This is a genomic window from Curtobacterium sp. NPDC088465 (assembly GCF_044753165.1).
GTDB lineage: Bacteria > Actinomycetota > Actinomycetes > Actinomycetales > Microbacteriaceae > Curtobacterium.
Map to the genome: position 1 here is coordinate 1287723 of NZ_JBIVMR010000001.1, position 12679 is coordinate 1300401.

Sequence of the window (12679 nt, forward strand, 5' to 3'; positions counted from 1 at the left end):
AGTTCGTGCCCCGTCCGGTGGGGCGTTCGGCCGACCAGGGAGGGGCGCCCAACCGTGTTCCAGTACGTCGTGGAGCGATGGGACCAGATCTGGTTCTCGTCGTGGCAGCACTTCTCACTGGTCGTCCAGTGCACCGTGCTCGCCACGCTCATCGCCGTGGTGCTCGCAGCACTCGTCTACCGCAGTCCGCAGCTGACCTCGATCGCGAACGGGGTGTCCGCCGTCGGGCTGACCCTGCCGTCGTTCGCCGTGATCGGTCTGCTCATCGTGCCGCTCGGGTTCGGCGTCGTGCCTTCCGTCGTCACGGTCGTGTTCTTCGCCACGCTGCCGATCCTGCGGAACGCGGTGGTCGGCCTCGCCGAGATCCCGCCGACGGTCGTCGAGTCGGCGCGGGGGATCGGCATGAGCCGGATGCGCACCCTGCTGCAGGTCGAACTGCCGATGGCGTGGCCGATCATCCTGAGCGGCGTGCGGGTGTCCGCGCAGATGGTGATGGGCATCGCCGCGATCGCCGCCTACGCGCTCGGCCCCGGCCTCGGTGGCTTCATCTTCTCCGGCCTGTCCCGCCTCGGCGGCGCCAACGCCCTGAACTCCGTCGTCGTCGGGGTGGTCGGGGTCGTCCTGCTCGCCTTCGTCCTCGACCTGCTCCTCATCGGCCTCGGCCGCCTGACCACCCCGAGAGGTATCCGTGTCCAGCACTGACTCCGCCACCACCACCGCCCCCGAGGGCGACGTCACCGGCCGCAGCATCCTGCTCGACGAGGTCACCAAGCGGTACCCGGGCCAGCAGAAGCCCGCCGTCGACGGCATCACGCTCGAGATCCCGGCCGGCAAGATCGTCATGCTCGTCGGCCCGTCCGGCTGCGGCAAGACCACCACGCTGAAGATGATCAACCGGCTCATCGAACCCACCGAGGGCCGCATCGTCGTCGGGGACGAGGACGTCACCGGCATCGACGCCGACGAGCTCCGCCGACGCATGGGCTACGTCATCCAGGCCGGCGGCCTCTTCCCGCACATGACCGTCGCGGCGAACATCGGGATCGTCCCGAAGATGCTCGGCTGGTCGAAGGAGAAGATCGCCGCCCGCGTCGACGAGCTCCTCGACCTGGTCTCGCTCGACCCGGCCACCTACCGCGACCGCTTCCCCCGCGAGCTCTCCGGCGGCCAGCAGCAGCGCGTCGGTGTCGCCCGGGCGCTCGCCGCGGACCCGCCCGTCCTGCTCATGGACGAGCCGTTCGGCGCCGTCGACCCGATCACCCGGCAGCGCCTGCAGGACGAGCTGCTGCGCATCCAGGAGGAACTGCACAAGACGATCGTCATCGTCAGCCACGACTTCGACGAGGCCGTGAAGCTGGGCGACTGGATCGTGATCTTCACCGAGGGTGCGCACATCGTGCAGTACGACACCCCGGAGCGGATCCTGGCCGAACCGGCGAACGAGTTCGTGGAGAACTTCATCGGCTCCGGCGCCGGCCTCAAGCAGCTGACCCTCAACCGCGTGCGGGACGTCGACGTCGTCGACGCCGTGACCTGCTCGCCGGGCGAGGAGGCGAAGGCCGTCCTGCAGCGCATGGACGAGGCCGGACGGCACGGGCACGCCGTCGTGGTCGACCGCCGTCAGCGCCCGATCGGGTGGCCGTCCCGGCGGCAGCTCGAACGCCTCGACCGCATCCCGGAGGGCATCGACCCCGCCCTGCCCGTCGTGGGCGAGGGGGCGACGCTCAACGACGCGCTCGACACCATGCTCGTCTCGAGCGCCGGTGCCGCGCTCGTCACGGGGCGCCGTGACGCCTTCCGCGGCGTCATCACCGTCGAGACCGTCATGGAGGCCATCACCCGGTCCCGTGCGGCTGCCGCGGACGAGCAGGCGTACACGCCGGTCGGTACGAACACGAACCCGATCGAGACCCTGCCGTCCTCGCCCGTGGCCCCGACGGTCGCGACGTCCGGGGAGGACCTGTGACCGCCGTCGCGACCGACGCGCCCGCCGCAGCCGGCCCGGGCACCGCGCAGCGCACCCCCTGGAAGGGCCTGCTCGTCCAGCCGATCACGATCCTGGTGGTCCTGGCCGCCTGGGTCCTCTGGCTGAACACCGCGGACCTCAGTGCCACCGAGCGTTCGACCCTCAACCCGTCGGGCATCCTCGAGCTCACCGGACAGCACCTCGTCCTGACGCTCCAGGCCACCGTGCTCGTGCTCGTGATCGGCATCCCGCTCGGGGTCCTGCTCACCCGCGGGCCCTTCCGGCGGGCGAGCACCACGGTCATCGCCGTCGCGAACTTCGGACAGGCGGCCCCCGCGGTCGGGCTCATCGTGCTGCTCGCGGCCTGGCTCGGCCTGAACAGCTGGTCGGCGGTCGTCGCCCTCGTGCTCTACGCGATCCTGCCGGTGCTCCGGAACACCATGCTCGGTGTGCAGAGCGTCGACGACCGGCTCGTCGAGGCCGGCCGCGGCATGGGCATGAGCGCCCTCAGCGTGCTGCTCAAGGTCGAACTGCCGCTGGCGGTCCCGGTCATGCTCTCCGGCATCCGGACGGCCCTGGTGCTGCTCGTCGGCACCGCGAGCCTGGCGACCTTCGTCGGCGCGGGCGGCCTCGGCCTCCTCATCACCACGGGCGTGACCCTGTTCCTGCCGAAGGTGCTCGTCTCCGGGGCGCTCCTGGTGGCGCTCCTCGCCCTGACCATCGACTGGATCGGCCGCGTGGTCGAGACGGTCGCACGACCGAAGGGACTCCGATGACGCCCGACGACACGACGCACGCCGACGAGACGACCCGCGAGCAGGGCGCACGTCGCGCCCGCCGCACCGACGGGACGGGCGCCCGCCGCGCCTCCCGTCCGTCCACCGGTCGCCGCTGGGTGGCCGCCGCCGCCGTCGCGGGGGCGAGTGCCCTCGTCCTGACCGGCTGCGGCCTGCAGCCGGCCGCGTCCTTCGTGCCGGGTGCCGCGCCGGGATCGATCCAGCGGATCGACGACCTGCCGGACGACGCGAAGCTGACCGTGACGTCGAAGAACTTCACGGAGCAGCTCGTCCTCGGCAAGATCGCCGTCCTCGCCGCCAAGGCGGCGGGGTTCGACGTCACCGACGAGACGAACGTGCCGGGGTCCGTCGCGGTGCGCGAGCTGATGACCTCGCACGGCGCGGACTTCACGTACGAGTACACGGGCACCGCCTGGCTCACGTTCATGGCGCACGAGCAGGGGATCCCCGACAAGACCGAGCAGTGGCAGGCGGTCAAGGACGAGGACGCCGGCAACGGGCTGACCTGGCTCGAACCGGCGCCGATGAACAACACCTACGCGTTCGCCGTGCGCGACGAGGCGGTGTCCGAGCTCGACGACGTGAAGACGCTGTCGGACATCACGAAGCTGCCGGTCGACCAGCGGACGTTCTGCGTCGAGTCGGAGTTCAACTCGCGTGCGGACGGCTTCAAGCCGATGCTCGAGAAGTACGGCCTGGAGCTCGGCGGGTCCGGCGAGAACGGCGTGCCGACGTCGAACGTCAGCATCCTCGACACCGGCACGGTCTACACCGCGACCGACCGGGGCAAGTGCAACTTCGGCGAGGTCTTCACGACCGACGGCCGCATCAAGTCGCTCGGCCTGACCGTGCTCGAGGACGACCGCGGGTTCTTCCCGGCGTACAACGTCGCACCCGTGATCGACTCCGAGACGCTCGAGGAGTACCCGCAGCTCCGTGACGTGTACGACCAGATCTCGCCGGAGCTCACCGACGAGGCGCTGCAGGAGCTGAACCGCCAGGTCGACGTCGAGGGCCGCGAGCCGGCGGACGTCGCCTTCGACTGGATGGTGGACAAGGGCTTCATCACGGCGCCCTGACGGGTGACTCGGTCGTCCGGGCGAACCGGGTGACCTGTCGGACGGGAGGCGCGGTGCCGGTGGGCACCGCGCCTCCCGTCGTCCGCGGGGTCGCGTCGCTGCTCCCGAGCTCCGGACGGGCTGCATCGCGTCGAGCGCGTGGCCGCGTGGCCGCGTGGCCGCGTGGCCGCGTGGCCGCGTGGCCGCGTGGCCGCGTCGCTGCGTGTTCGCGTGTCTGCGTGTCCGCGCGGCCGGCTCCGGACGGCGCGCACGCCGCGTGCATAGTCTCGGACACGTGGCGGCTTCGGGACGGGACCTCGGCGACGGGTGCACGCTCACGCTGCGCGACCTGAGCACCGTCGACGCCGTCCACGACCTGGTGCAGGCCAACCTCGCACGCCTCCGGGCCGCGGAACCGTGGGCCTGGGCGCCGGTCTCCCGGGACTCGCTCGTCCTGCACACGGAGCAGCTGCTCGGGCAGTACGCGATGGACCGGGCGGTGCCGTGCGTCGTCCGGGTGGACGGGAGCATCGTCGGCTCGGTGTCGCTCGCGCTCGACCCGTACCTGGGCCAGGCGTCGCTCGGCTACTGGATCGACGAGCGGTACGAGGGGCGCGGCATCGTCCGACGGGCCGCTTCTGCACTGCTCGAGGTCGCGCGCGAGCGGGGGAGTGCCCGGGTGGAGGTCCGCACCGGCGTCGACAACGCCCGGAGCCGGGCGCTGGCCGAGCGGCTCGGGTTCGTGCACGAGGGGACGCTGCGCAGCGCGCTCCCGCTCGGGCCCCGACGGGTCGACGTGGCGGTGTACGGGCTGTTGACCTGACGGTCCTCGGCGGCGCTCCGCCGGGCCCCCGGCGGGACGAACGCTGCCTCAGCGGCCCTGGGACACGCCCGCCCACACGGCGAACGCGCCGCCGAGCAGGAGCAGCACGCCGACCACGATCCAGACCGCCAGCGCGACGAGGTTGAGGAGGATGCCCCACCCCGCTCGGCCACGGGCCATCGGCTCACGACTGCGGGAGGCGATCCCGAGGCACAGGCCGACGACGGGGGCGAAGAAGGTCCACCCGGCGAGCAGCGAGCAGACCCCGAGCACGAGGCTCGCGGTGCCGAGGCCGGTCCGAGGGGTGTGCTGCACGGTGGTCATGTCCCCGACGCTACGGGGTCCTGCTGCCGCGGCGCGTCCCCCGGTGGTGTGACCGCGGGTCCTCCCGGGGACGGATCTCCTGCGGACGGACGGCCGCACGCCGGTATCGTCGGAGCATGGCCCTGTTCGGACGACGCCCCAGGAACGACGTTCGCGACCGCCCGGTCAGCCAGGTGGAGCTGAAGCGGGCCGTCGACGAGGGCTTCCTCATCGCCAGGGCCGCCGTCACCGTCGCGGTGGCGAACCGGATCATCACGAACGCCCTCCGCGACCAGGGGTACTTCGACCACGCCGTCATCGCCGAGGCCACCCGCGAGGAACTGCACCGCATGGCCGAGGAGCAGCGCGGGGACGCCGCCCGCATGCGGGAGATCCGGTCCACGTCGAGCAACAAGCGGGGGCGCTCGCAGCACCAGCACGACTACAAGCGCGGCGACGACCTGAAGCTCCGCACGCGCGAGGCCACCTACGAGCAGCTCGCCGCCATGCTCGACCGGCGGCGCGACGACCAGGGCTTCGTCGACCGCATCGTGCTGCAGGCCCGTGCCCGGGCGTGGGATGACATCGGCACGACCGTCGTCGGACGTCTCGGGTGGGCGCAGCGCCCGACCGAGGACTACGAGATCGGCCGCGACGAACGTCTGCAGCAGATGCTCGACGAGGACTTCGCGGCGCTGCTCGCGGAGCACCCGGCGGGCGCCGAGGCCCCGGTCGCGACGCCGGCCGATGCGGACGAGCCCGACGAGGGCGACGCCGCCGAGGACGGTACGGATCCCGCCGACGCGGACACCGCACGCCCCTGACGACGGACCCTGCGAGGTCCTGCAGGTGCCTGGTCGTTCCGGGCGTACCGGGCGGGATCGGGCGTACCTGGTCCCGCCGGACCACCCGGTACGCCCGTTCCCGCCAGGGACAGCGCGCGTGATGGGAAGGAACGGGCGCGTGCGGGCGGGCAAGTGCGGGAGCCGGGCACGGCTGACCGCCCGCGGGGGCGCGCGTCCCTAGGCTCGGGTACATGGTTGATGCGGTGGTCGTCGGTGCCGGACCGAACGGACTCGCGGCGGCGGTGACGCTCGCGCGGGCCGGGCTGTCGGTCGAGGTCGTCGAGCGGAACGACACGATCGGCGGTGGCGCCCGCACGGCACAGCTCACGCTGCCCGGGTTCCACCACGACGTCTGCTCCGCGGTGCACCCCATGGCGCTGCAGTCCGAGTTCTTCCGGCTCTTCCGCATGGAGGACCGTATCGAGCTCCGGCTGCCCGAGGTGCAGTACGGCCACCCCCTCGACCGTGGCCGCGCCGGCATCGCCTACCGCGACCTCGAGCGCACCGCCGAGGGCCTGGGCATCGACGGCCGCGCCTTCCGGAACCTCATGGCGCCCCTGTCCGGCAGCGCCGACCGGGTCGCGGACTTCGCCACCGACGCGTTGCTGCACGTCCCGCGACACCCGCTCACCGTCCTGCGGTTCGGTCTCCGCGCCCTCGAGCAGGGCAGCGCCGCCTGGAACGCCCGGTTCCGCGACGAGGTCGCACCGGCGATGGTCTCCGGCGTCGCGGCGCACTCGATCCAGCACATGCCGTCCCTGTCGACCGCCGCGGCCGCGCTGTCGCTCGGCTCCTACGCCCACGCCCGCGGTTGGCCCGTGCCGATCGGGGGCAGCCAGGCGATCGTCGACGCGCTCGCCGCCGACCTCGTCGCCCACGGCGGCACCATCGAGACCGGGCGCGAGGTCCGGTCCCTCGCCGACCTGACCCCGGCGAAGGCCGTCCTCTTCGACACGAGCGTCCCGGGCATGCTGCACATCGCCGGGAAGCAGATCCCCACCCCGAAGCGCGGGGCGCTGCGCCGCTTCCGGTTCGGCAACGCGGCGGCGAAGGTCGACTTCGCGCTGTCCGACCCGGTGCCGTGGACGAACACCGAGCTGCGGAAGGCCGGCACCGTGCACATCGGCGGCACCCGTGCGGAGATCGCCGAGGCCGAGCACGCCGTGGCACAGGGTCGGCACGCCGAACGCCCGTACGTCCTCGGGAGCGAGCCGACCGTGGTCGACCCGAGCCGGGCCCCGCGCGGCAAGCACGTCTTCTGGGCGTACGCACACGTGCCCGCGGGCTCCGACGTCGACCCGACCGACGCGATCGTCCGGCAGGTCGAGCGCTTCGCGCCCGGGTTCCGCGACACCGTCCTGCAGTCGAGCAGCCGCACGGCCGTCCAGATGGGCGAGTACAACCCGAACTACGTCGGCGGCGACATCGCCGCCGGGGCCGCGAGCTTCTGGCAGCTCGTCAAGCGGCCCGTCCTGTCGTCCGATCCGTGGCGGATGGGCGGCGGCATGTACCTGTGCTCGGAGGCGTCCGCGCCCGGCCCGGGTGTGCACGGCATGGCGGGCTGGCACGCGGCCCGCAGCGCCCTGCGGCACACCTTCGGCCTGTCCGAGCACGTCGACCTCGCACCGGAGGACTGAACCATGGCGAAGAACGTCCGCATCGTGCACTGCAGCCCGGAGGCCGTCTTCGACGTGCTCCGGGACGGCTGGCTCTACCCGACCTGGGTGGTCGGCGCCTCGCGCATGCGCGGTCAGGACCCGGGGTGGCCCGCCGTCGGTACGGAGCTGCACCACTCGTTCGGCATCTGGCCGTTCCTGATCAACGACACGACGATCTCGCTCGAGGTCGACGAGCCCCGGCGGCTCGTCATCCAGGCGAAGGGCTGGCCGGTCGGCGAGGCCCGGGTCGAGGTCGAGGTGGAACCGCACCCGCGGGGGAGCCGGGTGACGCTCCGCGAGAACCCCGTCCGGGGTCCCGGATCACTCGTGCCCGGGTTCATCGCGCAGCCCGGCATCTGGATCCGCAACAACGAGAGCATCCGGCGGCTCCGCTGGGTCGCGGAGGGGCGCGCGGGCGCCCAGTAGACGGTCTGGAGGCTCGTGGCGGCACCGCCACGAGCCTCCGTGCCGCCACCTGGTCACTCCGCGCGACTGAACTCGCTCGCTCGACGCACCTGGTCGTCCGTCAGGGCGACGCCCGTGTACCGCTCGAACTGGCGGGCTGCCTGCAGTGCGATGACCTCGGCGCCGGTGATCACGTGCGCACCCGCGGCGCGACCGGCGCGGACCAGCGGGGTCTCGGCGGGGAACGCGACCACGTCGAAGACGGTCGACGCGGCCTCGACACGGTCCTGCGCGAAGGCGAGGGCGTCCTCGTCCGCACCGCGCATGCCGAGCGGGGTGACGTTGACCAGGACGTCGGCCTCGGGCGCCTCCTGCACGCTCGCGACCCAGTCGAAGCCGTACTGCTCGGCCAGGGCAGGACCGGTCTCCGCGTTGCGCGCGACGACGGTGAGCTGCTCGAAGCCCGCACCGCGGAACGCCGCCGTGACCGCCTTGGCCATCCCGCCGGAGCCACGGAGCACCACGCGGGCCGTCGGGTCGACGTCGTGCGTGCGGAGCAGGGACGCGACGGCTTCGTAGTCGGTGTTCGACGCGGTGAGCACACCGTCGTCGTTCACCACGGTGTTGATCGACCGGATGGCGGCCGCGGACTCCTCGACCACGTCGACGAGGGGGATGATCGCCTCCTTGAAGGGCATCGACACCGAGCAGCCCCGGATGCCGAGCGCGCGGATCCCGGTGACCGCGCCGGGCAGGTCGGTCGTGGTGAACGCCTTGTAGACGAAGTCCAGCCCGAGCTCGTCGTAGAGGAAGTTGTGGAAGCGCGTGCCGATGTTGCTCGGTCGGGCCGCGAGCGAGATGCAGACCTGCATGTCCTTGTGGAGGATGGGCATGGCACGAGTCTCCCACGCCCGTGCCGATGGAGCGGTCCACTCCCGGTACCCGACAGCAGTGCCGTCCGGACGGGTTAGTGTGGCGGGATGCCGGTCTCCGTCTTCGATCTGTTCAGCGTCGGGATCGGCCCGTCGAGTTCCCACACCGTCGGGCCCATGCGTGCCGGCGCGGCCTTCGCGGCCGGGCTCGCCGACGCCCCCGTGACCGGGCTCGACGTCCACCTGTACGGCTCGCTCGCCTCGACCGGGCAGGGACACGGCACGCTCGGTGCGGTGCTCGCCGGGCTGATGGGCTCCGACCCCGAGACGGTCGACCCGGACGCGATGGCAGCGGCCCTGGACGACCTCGAACGCACCGGTGTGCTGCGGCTCGCGGGCGGGGCGACGGTGCCGTTCCGCCAGGCCGACATCGTGCTGCACCCGCTCACCATGCTGCCCCGCCACCCGAACGCGATGCGGCTGCGGGCGACCGGTGCCTCGGGGGCGGTCCTCGCCGAGGAGACCTACTACTCGATCGGTGGCGGGTTCATCACGAGCGACACCGAGGGTGCCGTGGCCGAGGCCGCGATCCCCGTCGACGACGCCGTCCCGCACCCGTTCTCGAGCGGCGCCGAACTCCTCGCCGCGTGCGCCGCGACCGGCCTGCCCGTCAGCGGCGTCGCGATGGCGAACGAGACCGCGACACGGACCGGTGCCGAGGTCCGCGCCGGACTCCTGCACGTGCACGACGTCATGCGCGAGAGCGTCGACCGCAGCATCCGCCGCACCGGCACGCTGCCCGGCGGCCTGACGGTCCGGCGTCGCGCGGCGAACTGGCACGAGCAGCTCACCCGCGACGACCCGCACCACGACCCGCTCTTCGCGATGGAGTGGGTGAACCTCACCGCGATGGCGGTCAACGAGGAGAACGCCACGGGTGGCCGGGTCGTCACCGCCCCCACGAACGGTGCCGCCGGGATCATCCCCGCGGTGCTGTACTACGCCCTGACCTACGTCTCCGAGGTCCTCCCGGAGGACCGCGACGACGCCGTGGTCCGCTTCCTGCTCACGGCCGGGGCCATCGGCTCGATCTACAAGGAGCGGGCGTCGATCTCGGGCGCCGAGGTCGGCTGCCAGGGCGAGGTCGGCTCCGCCGCGTCGATGGCGGCGGCCGGGTTGGCCGAGGTCCTCGGTGGGACCCCCGAACAGGTCGAGAACGCCGCCGAGATCGCGATGGAGCACAACCTCGGGCTGACCTGCGACCCGATCGGCGGCCTCGTGCAGATCCCCTGCATCGAGCGGAACGCGATCGCGGCGAACAAGGCGATCAACGCGGCCCGGATGGCGCTGCGCGGGGACGGTGTGCACCACGTGTCCCTCGACCAGGTCGTCGAGACGATGCGGCAGACCGGTGCGGACATGTCGACGAAGTACAAGGAGACCGCGATGGGCGGACTGGCGGTCAACGTCCCCCTCTGCTGAGCGGCCGCAGCGCGCTGCGTCGTGGCGACGGCCCCGGTACGACCGCCCGGGCCGGTCAGTGGACCTGCATCTCCAGCGGGATCGCGCGCGGTGCGACGTGGTGCTGCCCGTCGTCGGTGCGGACGATGAGTGCGGGACGCCCCGGAGTGTCGAGGACGTCCACCGCCGTCCCGGCGACGAGTCGCCCGCGGTCGCGGTAGCGGACCACCGCGTGGATCGGGACGTCGTCGGCGGGGACCGGTCGCCACCGTGGTGCTCGTGCGCGCTCCGTCTCCATCACTCCACCTCCATCACTCCACCATGGCGTCTGTCCGATTCGCGCACCAAATCGCTGAACGCTGCTCACGTGCACTGCCGGGAGGCACTCCGGCCGCCGCGGGTACGGTCGGACGCATGAGCGACACGGACCACGACCACCTCGGCGACGGCGTCGACATGTCCTTCGAGGAACGCCGACAGGACACCCTCCGCAGGATGTCCGGGTCGGACGAGCACGACGCCGATCCGCGCGTCGAGGTCTCCCGCGCCGAGGACGGGGACGTGCGCATCGACGTCGCGGACTCCGCGGCCGTCCGCCCGGGGGACGCCGACGGCACCGACCCCCGGACCGACGCGACGCAGGACCCCCACCCCGCCGACTGAGCCCTCCCTCGCACGACGCGACCCCGGCGACACCTCGCACCGCGGTACCGCTGCGAGCACCCGCCGACGGTGCGTCCCGCGGGAAGGAGGATGATCGTCGGGTGCACCTCGTCCTCCACCGCGTCGACGGCGGCGTCACCGCGACGCCCCTGACCGACGCGGGGGAGCCGGCCGGCGAGCCGACGCGCCTGGACGAGCCGGGCCTCCCGGCCTTCGTCGCCGCGCACGACGCACCCGACGTGCGCTGGGTCTGGGACGACACCGCCCGCTGGTACCCGGCCGTCCTGGCGGCCGGAGGACGCGTCGGCCGCTGCGTCGACCTCCGCCTGTGCCGTCGCATCCTGCGCGGCGCGCTCGCCGCACGGGGGACGGCCCTCGCGACGGCACCACCTGACACGTGGGACGACCCCGGCCAGGAGGCCCGCCCCACCCGCCCGACGCAGGCCCGGCTGTTCGACGACGCGCTCTTCACCGTCGCACCGGCCGACGACGCAGCCGATCCGGTCGCCGAGTTCCGCCGCCAGCTCGACGCGGTCGCCACGTCGACGACGCCGGGCGCACTGCGCCTGCTCACCACCGCCGAGTCGGCGGGAGCCCTCGTCGCGGCCGAGATCCTGTCCGCGGGTCTGCCCTGGCGTCCGGACGTGCACGAGCGCCTGCTCGAGGAGGAACTCGGCCCCCGGGTGCCCGCCGGGGTACGGCCGCGCCGGCTCGAGGAGCTCGCGGGGGAGATCCGCGCCCACCTCGGCGACCCCGCACTCAACCCCGACTCGCCCGCCGACGTCCTGCGGTCGCTCCGGGCGGTCGGGCTGATGGTGACGTCGACGCGCAAGTGGGAGCTGCAGGAGCTCGAGCACCCGGTCATCGCGCCGCTGCTCGAGTACAAGCGCCTGTCCCGCCTGCTCACCGCGAACGGCTGGGCATGGCTCGACGAGTGGGTGCAGGACGGGCGTTTCCACCCGAAGTACGTCGTCGGCGGGGTCGTCACCGGGCGCTGGGCGGCGGACGGCGGCGGTGCCATGCAGCTGCCGAGGACGGTCCGCAGTGCGGTGGTCGCCGACGACGGCTGGGCCTTCGTGGTGGCGGACGCGGCGCAGCTCGAACCGCGGGTGCTCGCGGCGATGGCCGGCGACCGGGCGATGGCGACCGCGGGCGACGGGCGGGACCTGTACGACGGGGTGGTCGCCTCGGGCGCGGTCGAGACGCGGCAGCAGGCGAAGGGCGCGATGCTCGGCGCGATGTACGGCGCGACCCAGGGTGACGCTGGACGGCTCGTCCCGCGGCTGGCGAGGGCGTTCCCGGCGGCGCTGGGGCTCGTCGACCGGGCGGCCCGGGCGGGCGAGCGCGGCGAGCCCGTGACGACGCTGCTCGGCCGGACGTCGCCCGTCCCCGACGAGGCCTGGTTCGCCGCGCGCAACCGCGCCTGGTCGGTGGACGGCACGCCGGCGCAGCAGCGGGCGGTCGAGGGGCGTGCCCGCAGCTGGGGGCGCTTCACGCGGAACTTCGTGGTGCAGGGCACCGCGGCCGAGTGGGCACTGGCGTGGATGGGATCGCTCCGGACCCGGCTCGCGACCCGGTTCCCCGGCCCGCTGACGGCCGGGCCGCACCTGGTGTTCTTCGTGCACGACGAGATCGTGGTGCACACGCCCGTCGAGCACGCCGCGTTCGTGGCGGAGCAGGTCCGGGCCGCGGCGGTCGACGCCGGACGGCTGCTCTTCCGGGACTTCCCGGTGGTCTTCCCCCTGACGGTGTCGACGGTGCGCGACTACGGGGCAGCGAAGGACTGAGCCCGGTCCGGCACGGGCGGGTGCTCGCCCGTGGTGAGGAC

Annotated in this window: 14 protein-coding genes; 11 read left to right on the forward strand and 3 right to left on the reverse strand. The window is 73.0% G+C overall.

What is annotated here, in order from left to right; all coding sequences use genetic code 11:
• Positions 1 to 54: 54 nt before the first annotated feature.
• From ACIP6W_RS06100 to ACIP6W_RS06120, 5 genes are all read left to right on the forward strand, one after another.
• A complete protein-coding gene (locus tag ACIP6W_RS06100; protein ID WP_251155594.1) occupies positions 55 to 702 on the forward strand; it encodes an ABC transporter permease in 648 nt (215 codons plus the stop codon).
• On the forward strand, positions 689 to 1966 hold the full coding sequence (locus tag ACIP6W_RS06105) for an ATP-binding cassette domain-containing protein (RefSeq protein ID WP_066657297.1): 1278 nt from the start codon (positions 689 to 691) through the stop codon (positions 1964 to 1966). The genes ACIP6W_RS06100 and ACIP6W_RS06105 overlap by 14 nt, the downstream gene beginning before the upstream one ends.
• Positions 1963 to 2742, forward strand: coding sequence for an ABC transporter permease (locus ACIP6W_RS06110; RefSeq protein WP_400428682.1), 780 nt, complete (start codon positions 1963 to 1965; stop codon positions 2740 to 2742). The genes ACIP6W_RS06105 and ACIP6W_RS06110 overlap by 4 nt, the downstream gene beginning before the upstream one ends.
• On the forward strand, positions 2739 to 3842 hold the full coding sequence (locus ACIP6W_RS06115) for a glycine betaine ABC transporter substrate-binding protein (protein WP_251160687.1): 1104 nt from the start codon (positions 2739 to 2741) through the stop codon (positions 3840 to 3842). The genes ACIP6W_RS06110 and ACIP6W_RS06115 overlap by 4 nt, the downstream gene beginning before the upstream one ends.
• Before the next feature lie 274 nt (positions 3843 to 4116).
• Positions 4117 to 4644 (forward strand): GNAT family N-acetyltransferase, encoded by a 528-nt coding sequence (locus tag ACIP6W_RS06120; protein ID WP_066657295.1) that lies wholly within the window; start codon positions 4117 to 4119, stop codon positions 4642 to 4644.
• Positions 4645 to 4692: 48 nt separating this feature from the next.
• Here ACIP6W_RS06120 and ACIP6W_RS06125 read toward each other — a convergent pair whose 3' ends face one another.
• Positions 4693 to 4968 (reverse strand): hypothetical protein, encoded by a 276-nt coding sequence (locus tag ACIP6W_RS06125; RefSeq protein ID WP_209684843.1) that lies wholly within the window; start codon positions 4966 to 4968, stop codon positions 4693 to 4695.
• Between the two features lie 116 nt (positions 4969 to 5084).
• Here ACIP6W_RS06125 and ACIP6W_RS06130 point away from each other — a divergent pair, with 116 nt between their 5' ends.
• From ACIP6W_RS06130 to ACIP6W_RS06140, 3 genes are all read left to right on the forward strand, one after another.
• Entirely contained in the window at positions 5085 to 5771 is a 687-nt protein-coding gene (locus tag ACIP6W_RS06130; protein WP_066657291.1) for a hypothetical protein, read from the forward strand.
• A 212-nt stretch (positions 5772 to 5983) separates the two neighbouring features.
• Complete coding sequence (locus tag ACIP6W_RS06135) at positions 5984 to 7429, forward strand: NAD(P)/FAD-dependent oxidoreductase (protein ID WP_251160686.1); 1446 nt, start codon at positions 5984 to 5986, stop codon at positions 7427 to 7429.
• Positions 7430 to 7432: 3 nt separating this feature from the next.
• The gene (locus ACIP6W_RS06140) at positions 7433 to 7876 is read left to right on the forward strand and encodes an SRPBCC family protein (RefSeq protein ID WP_066657286.1); all 444 of its coding nucleotides are present in this window, start codon (positions 7433 to 7435) and stop codon (positions 7874 to 7876) included.
• Positions 7877 to 7929: 53 nt separating this feature from the next.
• On the opposite strand, the gene ACIP6W_RS06145 is transcribed toward ACIP6W_RS06140, so the two are convergent.
• Positions 7930 to 8748, reverse strand: coding sequence for a shikimate 5-dehydrogenase (locus ACIP6W_RS06145; protein WP_251160685.1), 819 nt, complete (start codon positions 8746 to 8748; stop codon positions 7930 to 7932).
• 87 nt (positions 8749 to 8835) lie between these two features.
• On the opposite strand from ACIP6W_RS06145, the gene ACIP6W_RS06150 reads away from it, so the two are divergent.
• Positions 8836 to 10209, forward strand: coding sequence for an L-serine ammonia-lyase (locus ACIP6W_RS06150; RefSeq protein WP_066657280.1), 1374 nt, complete (start codon positions 8836 to 8838; stop codon positions 10207 to 10209).
• Between the two features lie 55 nt (positions 10210 to 10264).
• Here ACIP6W_RS06150 and ACIP6W_RS06155 read toward each other — a convergent pair whose 3' ends face one another.
• Complete coding sequence (locus ACIP6W_RS06155; RefSeq protein ID WP_066657269.1) at positions 10265 to 10486, reverse strand: hypothetical protein; 222 nt, start codon at positions 10484 to 10486, stop codon at positions 10265 to 10267.
• A 116-nt stretch (positions 10487 to 10602) separates the two neighbouring features.
• Between ACIP6W_RS06155 and ACIP6W_RS06160 the strand changes: the two genes are divergently transcribed.
• Both ACIP6W_RS06160 and ACIP6W_RS06165 read left to right on the forward strand, forming a co-directional pair.
• The gene (locus tag ACIP6W_RS06160) at positions 10603 to 10851 is read left to right on the forward strand and encodes a hypothetical protein (RefSeq protein WP_245172042.1); all 249 of its coding nucleotides are present in this window, start codon (positions 10603 to 10605) and stop codon (positions 10849 to 10851) included.
• 101 nt (positions 10852 to 10952) lie between these two features.
• Positions 10953 to 12638, forward strand: a complete 1686-nt coding sequence (locus tag ACIP6W_RS06165) for a bifunctional 3'-5' exonuclease/DNA polymerase (RefSeq protein WP_066657263.1) — start codon at positions 10953 to 10955, stop codon at positions 12636 to 12638.
• Positions 12639 to 12679 lie beyond the last annotated feature (41 nt).